Below are 12,001 nucleotides of genomic sequence, written 5' to 3'. Positions count from 1 at the left end.
GGCAGCAGACTACGGCCTTCACTGATCCGAGGGCTGAACATGGACACCATCAAGATCGACCACCGCGGGGACTTCGGCCTGTCAGCGATCGAAGTCGCAGATCGTCAGGGAACATGTCTGCGCGCCAATGCTCGCCTACAGGTAGGGCCAGTCGGTAAACTCGGTACCGCGGTCGAAGGTGACCGAACGCCGGGCAAGGTGGAGCAGTGACTGAAGCACCTGGATCAGCCCGTCCAGCACTGGCCTCGATTGCTGGTCGTTGTTGCGCAGGAAGGTGGCAAAGCGGCTGACCCGTTCGACCAGCGACGTCACGTTGGCCATTCCGAACTTCTTGCGAGACAGGATGAGATCGCATTCCCAGTGCCCGAACTGGTTGCGCTCAGTAACGACATCTAGCCGGTTCAGAATGTTGACGTTCGGTCCAAAACGCTTGCCATGACGTCGTCTCGCGTTTCTTAGCCGGCGCTTGGCGCGGTGCTCGGGAAGATGCCGCCACAGCTTGATGGCGTGGCCATCCGAGGAATAAGCGAACTTGTAGATCGTCTCATGGCTGACAGAAACCGGATGTCGCTCAAGCTGCAATCAGCCGGCAATCTGTTGCGGGGACCAGAGCATCACCCCAAACGTATCCTCACCGATAATCTGTGGTCATATGGAGCAGCAAAGCGCGAAGTCATGCCGGGTGTCGGGCGTCGCTCCAAGAAGGAGTAGGCGCCTTCCTTTCCGGAGAGCGCCATAAATTGAGGCAGTCGTGTTGGCGGCCTAGTCGGCAAGACAGATCCTAATGCCAATTTTATGCGGCGTGTTCACGCTAGCAAGCTTTTGGCGATCCGAGCGGCCTCGGTGATGTGCGCCCGGCAGGCTTCCCTGGCCTTGTCCGGGTCGACGGCGAGGATCGCGTCGAGGATCAGCCGCATGCGGGCGGGTCCGGAGATGGTGCGGTTGGTTGTCGAAAGGGTCAAAACGCGCAAGCGCGATATACGGCCATTGAGACGCGCCACGATATCCCAGGCAATTTCGTGGCCGCCGGCATGGAAGATCGTTTCATAAAAGCTATTCGTGACGGTCAGGATTGCGAGCGCATCGTTCCTCGTGGAGTTCTCATCGAGCTGATCCAGAAGCTGGCATAGCTTCTCCTTGGTCGCCGTGTCGGCTGAACGGGCACAATCGGCAACCGCTGTCGTCTCAAGGGCTAGCCGTACGTCGTAGATCTGGCGTGCCTGGTGCCAGTCGATCGTCGCGACGATCGGCCCCTGCTTGGGCGCTATGCCGACCAGGCCTTCGGCCTCGAGGTGTCGAAGCACTTCGCGAATGACCGAACGCGAAACGCCAAGCTGGTCGCACAGGACGCGCTCCACCAGCCGTTGGCCGGGTGAGAACAAGCCAGCGATGACAGCATTGCGCAGACGATCGAGCGCCATTTCCCGAAGCGTGAGCGGCGGGTTCTCGATGCGAAGGGAGCTTCGCTCAGTGGCATGATCGGCGACGGGGTCAGAAAATTGCTTCGGCTTCATATCTCATCCATAGCTGCAAGAAATATTCAAAACAAGGCTTGACACGCAATAAGATGGTATACCAACATACGGACTGGGATAAAGGAGCATGATCCGTTGCGGAGGCTCCTGGCAGGAGTCGGCCTGCCGCGTCAGGCGGCAGCGGAATGATCAAAGAGATCACGAAAGGGTAGGATGATGAACGACACCAAGGAAATCATATCGCTCGCTCGCAAAGGAGCATTATCGCGCCGTGACTTTGCCAAGCTGTTTGCCGCTGTGGGTGTCGTCATGGCGACAGGGGTCAAGGGCACCGTGGCCGCGGAAGGACAGCCTCTGATGTTCACCTGGGCGACAATGGATCTTCCGGAGTTCTTCGGGCCCTATGTTGCCAAGAACGGTTCGGCGCCCAACTTTGCCGTTTTCGGCGACCAGGACGAAGCGTTGCTCAAGGTTCGCAACGGATTCAAGGCCGATGTCGTCTATCCTCAGTCCTACACGATCCGCCGTTGGTACGATGCGGGCATTCTCGAGCCCATCGACACAAGCCTGATCAGCAACTGGAACGACATTTTCCCGAACCTGCGCGAGATGCCCGGCGTCACCATCGACGGCAATGTCACCTGCGTGCCGACCGACTGGGGCCTCAGCTCGATCGCGGTTCGGACCGATCTCGTCCCGGAAGCCGCAACGCCCAATGATGATAGCTGGTCACTGCTGTGGAACAGCAAGTATGCCGGCAAGCTTGCTGCACTCGACAGCATGGCCGACGCCGTCGGCGCGGCAGCCCTCTACAAGGGTATCAATGCCTACCAGATGTCGGCCGCCGACATGGAGACTGTTCGCGGTGCGCTCGAAGAGCAGCGGCCGCTGCTTCGGTTCTACTCCAACGATCCGACGACCCTTCAGCAGGCACTGACTTCGGGTGAAATCGTGGCAGCCAATACCTGGAACGACACCTATGTCGCACTGAAGGGGCAAGGGGTTCCGATCCGCTACATGCGTCCCAAGGAAGGCACGATGGCTTGGGTCGGCGTTCTGTCGATCGTCAAGGGAACACCCTATCGCGCGCTCGCACACGAACTGATTGATGCCTATCTCTCGCCGGAATCGCGCGCACTGGGCCTCACACAGTTCGGCTATGGCAGCGCCACCAAGGGCGGGTTCGACAAGGTCGATGACGCCACGCTCGCCAATCTGGATATTCCGCGCGATCCCACCGACCTGCTCAAGAAAACGGTGTTGCAGGGACCGATGCAGAGCCAGGACGACATCCAGAAGATGTTCGAAGCCGTAAAACAGGGCATTTGACGCTTTGGCCGCGCCGATATCAGGCGCGGCTTCCACTGACGCCGGCACTTTGCCGGCAATCGATCATTACGACCCCGCCGGACCGGCGGGCTGGATAGTGCAATGACCGCATATGACTACATCATCGTCGGGGCCGGCTCGGCGGGCTGCGTGCTTGCAGCCCGGCTCAGCGAGGATCCGGATGTCCGGGTGCTCCTTCTCGAGGCAGGGGGGAGCGATCGCGACTGGCGGATCACCATGCCCGCGGCTCTGGCCTACCCGATGCAGGATCCTAAGCTGAACTGGTCTTACCACACGACCCCGCAAAAACACATGAACGGGCGGACGCTGCATTGGCCGCGCGGGCGCGTGCTCGGCGGGTCCAGTTCAATCAACGGCATGGTGTTCATTCGCGGCCATGCGTTGGACTACGAGCGCTGGGCCAGCGAGGGGGCAACGGGCTGGGGTTACGCCGACGTATTGCCGTATTTCCGCAAGCTCGAAAGTTTCCAGTCGGGCGCCGACAGTTATCGCGGCAGCGATGGGCCGGTGCCGGTTTCCCGTCGCGGACGGACCGACCGGCTGGGCGAGGCCTGGCTCGAAGCCGGGCCGCAAACCGGCTATGCCATCAGTGACGACGTCAACGGCTTCCGGCAGGAAGGCCTGTCGCGGCTCGACATGAATGTCGCTCGCGGGCGACGCTGGAGTGCCGCCCGGGCCTATCTCAAGCCGGTTCGCGCCCGAAAAAACCTGACAGTGCTGGACCGGTCGTTCGTGCACTGCGTGCTGTTTGAGCGGGGGCGGGCAACTGGTATTCGCTTTGATCGCGGCGGCGCGCAACAGACGGTGCGCGCCGAACGGGAGGTGATCCTCTGCGGTGGGGCGATCAATTCGCCGCAGCTGCTGCAGCTTTCCGGGATCGGGCCAGCCGACCTGCTCAGGACGCACGGGATCGATGTGATTGTTGACGCGCCGGATGTAGGCCGCAACCTTCAGGACCACCTCTGCATCTATATCAAGCATCGCTGCCTGACCGAGGACTCGCTGGCCTCAAGGCTCACGCCCCTCGGCAAACTCAGGATTGGAGCGGAATGGCTGTTCATGCAATCCGGTCCCGGTGCGTCCAATCAGTTCGAGGTTGGCGGCTTCATCAGAAGCCGCGCGGGAGTCGAGCATCCCGACCTGCAATATCACTTCCTGCCGATCGCCGTCGGTTACGAGCATGAACTGGGACCAGCGAAGATCGGTCCGAGCTATCAGGTCGATGCCGATGCACTGCGGCCCGAAAGCCGTGGACATGTCTCGATCGCCAGCGCCGATCCGCGTGTCGCACCCATCATCGATCCGAATTATCTCGCGACGGAGGGCGATCGCCAGGTGATGCGCGATGCCGTACGGCTGACGCGGGAACTGTTTGCCGCATCGGCCTTTGACCCCTATCGTGGCGAGGAGTTCATGCCCGGCAAGTCGGTCCAGAGCGACAGCGAAATCGATGCCTATGTCAGAGCGACGGCGGAAAGCGCCTATCATCCGTCCTGCACCTGCCGCATGGGAAGCGATGCGAAAGCCGTCGTCGATCCCGACTGCAGGGTCAATGGTGTCGAGGGCCTTCGTGTCGTCGATGCCTCGATCATGCCCTCCGTCGTCAGCGGCAATCTCAACGCGCCGACGATGATGATCGCCGAGAAGGCGGCGGACCATATTCGCGGGCGGGATTTTCACGACGCGTTACCCACACCCTATTTTCTTGCCGAGGACTGGAGGCTTGCACAGCGATGACCATCACCCAGGAGCTTGTGCCGGTCCGTTCGTCACGGTCTTTTCTGTCCCGCCTCAGCTATGATGCGCGGTTGAGAGGCTATCTTCTCATTCTTCCGACATTGCTGTTCGTCGGCCTGTCGCTGGTCTACCCGTTGGGGCTGCTGGTCTTCAACAGCTTCTGGCGCCAGGAAGGCCTCGATATCATCCGCGACTTCACCTTTGCGAATTATGCAACCTTCCTCGGCTCCGCCAGCCAGTTGCTGATCCTCGGCAAGTCGCTTCTCGTGTCCCTGGCCGCGACCGTTATCGTGGTGGTGTTTTCCTATCCGATCGCCGCCTACATCGCTTTCGGCGTCCACCGGCACAAGACGCTGTGGCTGCTTGCCGTGACCATCCCCTTCTGGACGAGCTATCTGCTCCGGGTCTTCGCCTGGAAGATCATCCTCGGCTATAACGGCGTCATCAATTCCAGCCTCATTGCGCTCGGCATCATCGACAAGCCGCTGGAGATCCTGCTCTACAATCCTTTTGCCGTCGTGCTGACGCTCGCGCATGCTTGGGCGCCATTTGCGCTGCTGCCGATCTTCATCAGCCTGAGCCGGATCGACAAAAGCCTCATCGAAGCCTCACGCGATCTTGGCGACAGCATGTTCCATGTCTTCCGGCGGGTTATTCTGCCTTTGTCGACCCCTGGCGTGGTCGCGGCCAGCCTGCTGATTTTCATCCCGACCGTCGGCGATTACGTGACGCCCCAGCTGGTTGGCGGAACATCCGGCCTGATGGTGGGCAACCTTGTCCAGTCGATGTTCGGACGGGCAAACAACTGGCCGCTGGGCGCGGCCATCTCGGTCGCGACGATGATCGCGGTCACGGCCGCCGCCTGCATCTTCCTGCAGGTGACCAGCCGCTACGGCAGCACCAAGGGAGGCCGCGCATGAAAACCGGATTGAGATTCCTCGGCGCCTATTCCGCGCTTTATGTCGCTGCACTTTATGCACCGATCCTGTTCATCGCGCTCTTTGCCTTCAATTCCGGCACGTCGATCGCGTTTCCGCTGAAAGGCTTTACGCTGCAATGGTTCGAGCAGGTCTTTGCCGCACCCGCCCTTCTCGAAGCGCTGTGGAACAGCGTCAGGGTTGCGGTCACGGCGAGCCTTGTCAGCACCCTGCTGGGCACGCTTGCTGCCAAGGCAGTCAGCCGCCCCAGCCTGCCAGGCCGGACCATATTCCTCGCCCTGATCGGCCTGCCGCTGCTGGTGCCCGGCATCGTGGTCGGTATTTCCCTGCTGATCGTCGCTTCCGGCCTCGGGGTTACGCTTTCGCTTTCGACGATTGCGTTTGCCCATATCCTGTTCTGCACGCCCTTTGCGATGATGATCATGCTGCCGCGCTTCGAGGGCATGGACCCCAGCCTGGAGGAAGCATCGCGCGACCTTGGCGAAGGCCCGTTCATGACGTTCCGCAGGGTCGTGCTGCCCATCGCGGCACCCGGCATCCTTTCGAGCCTGCTCTTGACGTTCTCGGTCTCGCTGGACGAGTTCGTGCTGGCTTTCTTCCTCGCCGGCACGGACAACACATTGCCGATCTTCATCTGGTCGCAGCTGCGCTTTCCCAACAAGCTGCCGGGCGTGCTTGCGCTCAGCACGTTGATCCTGGCCTTTTCATTCATCCTCGTTCTTGTTGCCGAAAAGCTGAGGCGCAGCGGCGCCTCGGCTGAGCAGGTTTGAGACCGGGTACTATCCAAGGAGAATTCCATGTCCCGACACAGCGTTGAGATCGACGGAATCCGCAAGGCCTTCGGTGCCCTTACGGTGCTGGAGAACATCAGCTTCGACATTCACGAGGGCGAGTTCTTCTCGCTGCTCGGACCATCCGGCTGTGGCAAGACCACGCTGTTGCGGCTGATCGGCGGTTTCGAGCCGCCCACATCGGGTCGACTGCTGATCGACGGTCAACCCGTGGAGGGCCTGCCGCCCGAGAAGCGGCCGACCAATACGGTGTTCCAGAGTTACGCTCTCTTTCCCCATCTCACAGTGGCGGAAAACATCGGCTACGGCTTGCGCTCGCTTAATATGCCGAAGGCCGAGCAGGAGAAGGTGGTCAAGGAATCTCTCGAGATGATCCGGCTGTCGCAGCTGGGCGGACGCAAGCCGCATGAGCTTTCGGGTGGCCAGCGCCAGCGCGTGGCGCTGGCGCGAGCCCTGGCCCGGCGGCCGAAAGTGTTGCTGCTCGACGAGCCCTTGTCAGCGCTCGACAAGCAGTTGCGTGAGGAGATGCAGATGGAGCTCCGGCGCATCCAGCGCCAGGTGGGCATTACCTTCATCTTCGTCACCCACGACCAGGAAGAGGCGTTGGCGCTCTCCGATCGCATGGCCGTGATGTCGGCCGGACGCGTGCTGCAGATCGATGCACCCGACCGCATCTATGAGGCGCCGTCGAGCCGGGAAGTGGCGGCCTTCATCGGCTCGATGAATTTCTTCGACGGTGTGGTCGAGACGATTGATGGCCAACTTGCGCATGTCCGGAGTCCGGGCAAAGGTCTTCTGAAGGTCAATATCGCGGGCGCAGGCGGCAAGATCGCTCCAGGCGTGGCCGTCACGGTGGCGGTGCGGCCGGAAAAACTGTCGGTCGGGCCTGCCGATGCTGCGCAAATCAACAGCATTGCGGGCATGCTCGCTAGCGCCGCCTATTATGGCGACCGCAGCCATATCCACATGCGGGCCGCAGACGGTACAACGGTGCTGGTCAGTGCAACGAATGCGCAACGTGGCTTTCGAGGCGCCGACAGGGTCGGATCGACAGTCGTCGCAAGCTTCCGCCCTGAAGATGCCATTCTGCTGCCGCCGACTGGAGCCTGGGCCGACATCTCCCACAAACAGCCTGCCAAAGAAGGCAGCAGACAGGCGGCTTGACGCGTCTGGTCGTCACGGTGCTGACGCGCTTGCCGTGTGGGAATCTTCGGTCTTCTTGACTGCCTCAGGCTAGTCATGCGGTCCTGCTCGTGCATCGGCGTGACTGGCGTCATGGAACTGAAGGAAATTTCCGGATTGTTGCGACTTGAATTCGAGGTCTACCGATGAACACAGCCGATTATCTGAAACATGACGCCGTCGGGCTGGCGAAAGCCGTTGCATCGAAAGAGGTGACCGCCACCGAGCTGGCGAAGACCGCGATCGAAATCATCGAAACGCTGAATCCCACGATCAACGCGGTGATTTGCAAGGATTACGAGCGCGCGCTGGAAGCTGCATCACGCCCAGCGGACGGACCGCTTGCGGGCGTGCCGTTCCTGTTGAAGGACGTCTATCTCTATACCGAGGGAATGCCGACCACGTGGGGCAGCCGCTATCTCAAAGGCTCAAAGCCACGCCCCGACAGCACGATGGTGCAGCAATGGCGGCGTGCCGGCCTGACCATTCTGGGCAAGACGAACGCACCTGAATTCGCAGCCGAATTCGTCACCGAACCACTGGCCTATGGCAAGACGATCAACCCATGGAATGCTGGCCTGACTGTCGGCGGCAGCAGTGGCGGCGCGGCAGCCGCCGTGGCCTCTGGCATGGTTCCACTGGCGCATGCCACGGATCTCGGCGGGTCGATCCGCATTCCGGCGGCCTGTTGTGGCCTGTACGGTTTCAAGCCCACGGCGGGGTTGAACTCAAGCGGTCCCTATTTCAAGGAGATTGCCCACGGGCTGAACTCCGACCATGTGCTGACACGGTCGGTGCGCGATAGCGCCGCTTCCCTTGATGTAACCGCAGAATCCGGCCGTGACGCCGGAAACTATCTTGGCAAGCTTTACAACGACCCCGGAAAGCTGCGGATCGTGGCGACCGTTCACGCTGCAGACGGCACAATGGCCGGTGCAAATCAGGTGGCAGCTGTCGAACACGCCGTGGCGATCCTGCGCGATCTGGGGCATGACGTCGTGCTGCGCGACAAGTCGCCCCTTACGGCCGTTGGCGATTGGTTTGATCTGCTCTGGATCGACGATATTGCCCCGCTATTGGCAGAACAGGCCAAAGAGTGTGGCTTCGACCCGCGAACGGATGAGCTGGAACCCATGACTTGGGCGGCCCTGCACATTCTGCGGGATGCAGGAGAAGGGGCGGTCGCGGATGCATTGCGCCTGCGGGCGGAGACGGCCAAGGCGCATCTGGCCTTGTTTGAGCAATTCGATGTTCTGTTGACCCCCAGCCTGGCCAGCGATCCCGGCCCCCTCGGCACGCTCGGATTCAGCGATCTTGGTTCGATGAACAAGTGGGCCGAAGCGGGCTACAGTTTTGCCCCCTTCTCCATCCTTGCCAATGTTTCGGGCCAGCCGGCCGCCTCGTTGCCGCTGCCGATGGCTGCGCACGAAGTTCCCGTCGGCGTACAGATCATGGCGGCCCCACACCGCGATCTGCTGATCCTGCAATTGTCCCGGCAAATTGAAGCGTCAGTCAACTGGGCCGAATCTATCAGCGGAACTGGAATTCCGTGCATGCGGCCTTGTCTCGGACAGACAGGCCCACCAGATGATGTCTGCCTGACCGTGCCGAGCTTCTTGACGGCACGGTCGAGCTCGCGCGGATAGGGCTTGGTCCTGTCGATCGCGAGGAACCCGCGTTTCTCGGTTGGCGCGGACTACCCGTGCACTGGCGAAAATGCGGCCGGTTTCATGATTTTGTTTTCGGCGACTTCGATGAGGTCGCGGATCTTGGGCAAGAACGCCTGCCAGTCAGCATCTGCCATCAGGCGGGCGCGTCGTTCGGCGCGGTCGTCCAGGCTCTTGAATGCCCATATGTGGACGATCTCGTTGATCGGCCCGATCTCCGAGGCGTAGTAGCCGACCAACGTACCCAGATGTTTCTTCTGGATGGAGATGCCGGTTTCCTCCACCACCCTGAGATATTCGGGGATCGCACCGTTCTTCAGCCTGTAGGTACGGATTTCGTAGAACATCGCCGTCACCGCATCACGAACGGGTCTGGAATCGGATCGTCTGATGTCCTGAGCCAGACGGTCTTGGTCTTGGTGTAGTCGAGCGCGGCCGCCAGACCGCCCTCACGTCCCTGTCCGGACTGGCCGTAACCACCGAAGGGCGCTATCGGCGAGACGGCGCGGTACGTGTTGACCCAGACGACGCCGGCATGGATACGCTTGATCATCCGGTGCGCGCGGGTCAGGTTCTGGGTGAACAGGCCGGATGCCAGCCCGAATGGCGTGTCGTTGGCCAGCGCCAGCGCGTCTTCCTCAGTCTCGAATGTCAGCGCGGAAAGCACGGGCCCAAAGAGTTCGGTCTCGACCGAGGGAGAATTCACACCGGTGCAGTCGAGGATGGTCGGAGGATAATAGAAGCCGGGACGATCAAGCGATTTGCCGCCCGTGACCAGCTTTGCACCCGCGGAAATGGAACTGGCGACAACAGTTTCGATAAGCTTGCGCTGACGGTCTGTACAGAGCGGGCCGACCTCGGTTGACCGTTCCAGCGGCGAACCGATGGCAACGGCCTCCGCCTTGGCCTTCAGGATCGCGAGAAAGCGATCCTTGACCGACGCCTCGATGATCAGCCGCGAGCCGGCGACGCAGCTTTGTCCGGTGGCGGCAAAGATACCGGCGACCTGCGCATTGGCCGCACTTTCGAGATCGGCGTCGGCAAAGACGATGAAGGGCGATTTGCCGCCCAGTTCCAGCGAGGTGGTGGCGAGGTTTTCGGCCGAATTGCGTACCACCTGGCGGGCTGTCGACGGCCCGCCGGTGAAGGCGACATGCGCCACTTTCGGATGTTTCGTCAACGCCGCGCCACAGGTCGCGCCAAACCCTGTGATGATGTTGACCACACCGGCCGGAAAACCGGCCTCATGCACAAGGCGCGCAAATTCGAGCAGCGGACCCGGGCCATCCTCGGAGGCCTTGACCACCAGCGTACAGCCGGCAGCCAGGGCCGGGCCGATCTTGACCGCGGCGAGAAAGAGCTGGCTGTTCCAGGGAACGATGGCGGCGACGACGCCGACCGGTTCCCGCCGCAGCCAGACATCCATGTCGGGCTTGTCGATCGAAAGATGCGCGCCCTCGATCTTGTCGGCGAGCCCTGCATAATAACGATAATACTCAGCGACATAGGCGATCTGCGCCGAGGTTTCTCGGATGATCTTGCCGGTATCCTGCGTTTCGATTTCGGCGAGCTTTTGCGCATTCTCTGCCACGAGATCGGCCAGCCGATAGAGAAGTTTTCCTCGCGCAGTCGCAGTCATTGCGGGCCATGAGCCAGAATTCAGCGCACGGTACGCCGCCTCGACGGCGCGATTCACATCGGCCTCGCGGGCTTCCGGCATCCCTGCCCACGGCGTGCCGGTTGCGGGATCAATACTTGCGAAGCGGGCTTCCCCATCCTCGAATGCGCCATCGATATAGTGTTGGAATTGCTTCATGGTATCAGCTCGCAAAGGCCGGCATGACGTCGGCGATGAAGTGTTCGAGTGAGGCTTTCTTACGCTCGAAGCTCATGCCAGTGTCGATCCAGAAGGAATATTCGTCATAGCCGAGTGCCTCGTAGGACTTGAGGCGACCGATCACCTCGTCTGGCGTACCGACGACATTGTTCTTGCGCATGGCATCCGGCGCATACATGGCGTTGGCAGCCAGTTCCTCTTCGGTCAGCCGCTGGATCAGACCTTGCGTGATCGGTTTCTCGTTCTTGAACCAAGCGCCGAAGTAATTGTAGTAGATGCTGATCTCGCGGGCCGCCTGCTCGATATCGGCCTCGGTCGTGCCGACATAGGTGTGGCGCAGCACCATGATTTTCGGTCGAGAAATATCCGGGTGCTTGGCGCAGGCGTCGTTGAAGCGGCCCATCAGGCTGATGACTTCTTCGTCGTCGAGCCAGAGCGGCGTGACCTGCACGTTGCAGCCGTTGGCGACTGCGAATTCGTGGCTGTTGGGGTCGCGCGCGGCCACCCAGATCGGCGGATGCGGTTGCTGGATCGGTTTCGGCGCCGACGTGGTCGAGGGAAACTGCCAGTATTCACCCTCATGGACGTAGTCGCCGGCCCACAGACCCTTGATCGCCGGGATCATTTCGCGCATCCGCTGGCCGGCATGCCAGGCATCGAGGCCGGGCGACAGGCGCTGATACTCGAAATTGTAGGCGCCGCGGGCGATGCCGATGTCGAGCCGCCCATTGGTGATGATGTCGGTCATCGCTGCTTCACCGGCAAGCTTGATCGGGTTCCAGAACGGCGCAACGATCGTACCGGTGCCGAGCCGCGCATGTTTGATGCGGCTGGCAAGATCGGCAAGATTGATAAACGGATTGGGGGCAATGGTGAAATCCATGCCGTGATGCTCGCCGGTCCAGATGGCATGCATGCCGCCACGATCGGCGATCTCGCAGAGTTCCAGGAACTCGCGATACAGGCTCTCGTGGGTCTGATCCGCGTTCAGCCGCTCCATATGGACAAACAGGGAGAACTTCAT

At 61.1% G+C, this 12,001-nt stretch carries 10 protein-coding genes and 2 pseudogenes; 7 read left to right on the top strand and 5 right to left on the bottom strand.

Translation table 11 applies throughout. The features are described 5' to 3' along the window. Positions 1-138 precede the first annotated feature (138 nt). Positions 139-609, bottom strand: a pseudogene (locus JJB09_RS15865) (IS30 family transposase); the annotation flags it as partial. A gap of 6 nt (positions 610-615) precedes the next feature. Here JJB09_RS15865 and JJB09_RS15860 point away from each other — a divergent pair. Continuing rightward, positions 616-705: pseudogene (locus JJB09_RS15860) on the top strand (IS6 family transposase); the annotation flags it as partial. A 101-nt stretch (positions 706-806) separates the two neighbouring features. Here the strand turns inward: JJB09_RS15860 and JJB09_RS15855 are convergent. Further along, positions 807-1,514 carry a GntR family transcriptional regulator gene (locus tag JJB09_RS15855; RefSeq protein ID WP_201660070.1) on the bottom strand — a complete coding sequence of 236 codons (708 nt, stop codon included), beginning with the start codon at positions 1,512-1,514 and terminating at the stop codon, positions 807-809. A gap of 177 nt (positions 1,515-1,691) precedes the next feature. On the opposite strand from JJB09_RS15855, the gene JJB09_RS15850 reads away from it, so the two are divergent. The 6 genes from JJB09_RS15850 to JJB09_RS15825 all read left to right on the top strand — a co-directional run bounded on the left by JJB09_RS15850 (position 1,692) and on the right by JJB09_RS15825 (position 9,119). Then, positions 1,692-2,804: an ABC transporter substrate-binding protein gene (locus JJB09_RS15850; RefSeq protein WP_201660067.1), complete on the top strand. Its 1,113-nt coding sequence runs from the start codon at positions 1,692-1,694 to the stop codon at positions 2,802-2,804. Positions 2,805-2,906: 102 nt separating this feature from the next. Continuing rightward, entirely contained in the window at positions 2,907-4,562 is a 1,656-nt protein-coding gene (locus JJB09_RS15845) for a choline dehydrogenase (RefSeq protein ID WP_201660065.1), read from the top strand. Then, positions 4,559-5,482 (top strand): ABC transporter permease, encoded by a 924-nt coding sequence (locus tag JJB09_RS15840; RefSeq protein ID WP_201660062.1) that lies wholly within the window; start codon positions 4,559-4,561, stop codon positions 5,480-5,482. The genes JJB09_RS15845 and JJB09_RS15840 overlap by 4 nt, the downstream gene beginning before the upstream one ends. Next, positions 5,479-6,270 (top strand): ABC transporter permease, encoded by a 792-nt coding sequence (locus JJB09_RS15835; protein WP_201660059.1) that lies wholly within the window; start codon positions 5,479-5,481, stop codon positions 6,268-6,270. The genes JJB09_RS15840 and JJB09_RS15835 overlap by 4 nt, the downstream gene beginning before the upstream one ends. A 27-nt stretch (positions 6,271-6,297) precedes the next feature. Next, positions 6,298-7,455, top strand: coding sequence for an ABC transporter ATP-binding protein (locus tag JJB09_RS15830; protein WP_201660056.1), 1,158 nt, complete (start codon positions 6,298-6,300; stop codon positions 7,453-7,455). 164 nt (positions 7,456-7,619) lie between these two features. Beyond that, positions 7,620-9,119 (top strand): amidase, encoded by a 1,500-nt coding sequence (locus JJB09_RS15825; protein ID WP_201660053.1) that lies wholly within the window; start codon positions 7,620-7,622, stop codon positions 9,117-9,119. 50 nt (positions 9,120-9,169) lie between these two features. Here JJB09_RS15825 and JJB09_RS15820 read toward each other — a convergent pair whose 3' ends face one another. Genes JJB09_RS15820 through JJB09_RS15810 form a run of 3 tightly spaced genes read right to left on the bottom strand, consistent with a single transcriptional unit; the run spans position 9,170 to position 12,001 of the window. Further along, entirely contained in the window at positions 9,170-9,487 is a 318-nt protein-coding gene (locus tag JJB09_RS15820) for an NIPSNAP family protein (protein ID WP_201660051.1), read from the bottom strand. A gap of 5 nt (positions 9,488-9,492) precedes the next feature. Next, positions 9,493-10,956 (bottom strand): aldehyde dehydrogenase, encoded by a 1,464-nt coding sequence (locus tag JJB09_RS15815; RefSeq protein ID WP_201660048.1) that lies wholly within the window; start codon positions 10,954-10,956, stop codon positions 9,493-9,495. A 4-nt stretch (positions 10,957-10,960) separates the two neighbouring features. Next, entirely contained in the window at positions 10,961-12,001 is a 1,041-nt protein-coding gene (locus JJB09_RS15810) for an LLM class flavin-dependent oxidoreductase (RefSeq protein ID WP_201660340.1), read from the bottom strand.

It is taken from the genome of Phytoamicus setariae, from assembly GCF_016722925.1.
Taxonomy (GTDB): domain Bacteria; phylum Pseudomonadota; class Alphaproteobacteria; order Rhizobiales; family Rhizobiaceae; genus Rhizobium_E; species Rhizobium_E setariae.
The sequence above is the reverse complement of the archived record's forward strand: the minus strand, read 5'-3'. Positions and strand labels throughout refer to the sequence as shown.

What these genes read in the sequence shown, in the direction of transcription:
- JJB09_RS15815 (WP_201660048.1), bottom strand. Translation starts at nt 10,956, where the DNA reads ATGAAGCAATTCCAACACTATATCGATGGCGCATTCGAGGATGGGGAA.
- JJB09_RS15825 (WP_201660053.1), top strand. Translation starts at nt 7,620, where the DNA reads ATGAACACAGCCGATTATCTGAAACATGACGCCGTCGGGCTGGCGAAA.
- JJB09_RS15830 (WP_201660056.1), top strand. Translation starts at nt 6,298, where the DNA reads ATGTCCCGACACAGCGTTGAGATCGACGGAATCCGCAAGGCCTTCGGT.
- JJB09_RS15835 (WP_201660059.1), top strand. Translation starts at nt 5,479, where the DNA reads ATGAAAACCGGATTGAGATTCCTCGGCGCCTATTCCGCGCTTTATGTC.
- JJB09_RS15820 (WP_201660051.1), bottom strand. Translation starts at nt 9,487, where the DNA reads ATGTTCTACGAAATCCGTACCTACAGGCTGAAGAACGGTGCGATCCCC.
- JJB09_RS15850 (WP_201660067.1), top strand. Translation starts at nt 1,692, where the DNA reads ATGAACGACACCAAGGAAATCATATCGCTCGCTCGCAAAGGAGCATTA.
- JJB09_RS15845 (WP_201660065.1), top strand. Translation starts at nt 2,907, where the DNA reads ATGACCGCATATGACTACATCATCGTCGGGGCCGGCTCGGCGGGCTGC.
- JJB09_RS15855 (WP_201660070.1), bottom strand. Translation starts at nt 1,514, where the DNA reads ATGAAGCCGAAGCAATTTTCTGACCCCGTCGCCGATCATGCCACTGAG.
- JJB09_RS15810 (WP_201660340.1), bottom strand. Translation starts at nt 12,001, where the DNA reads ATGAAGTTCTCCCTGTTTGTCCATATGGAGCGGCTGAACGCGGATCAG.
- JJB09_RS15840 (WP_201660062.1), top strand. Translation starts at nt 4,559, where the DNA reads ATGACCATCACCCAGGAGCTTGTGCCGGTCCGTTCGTCACGGTCTTTT.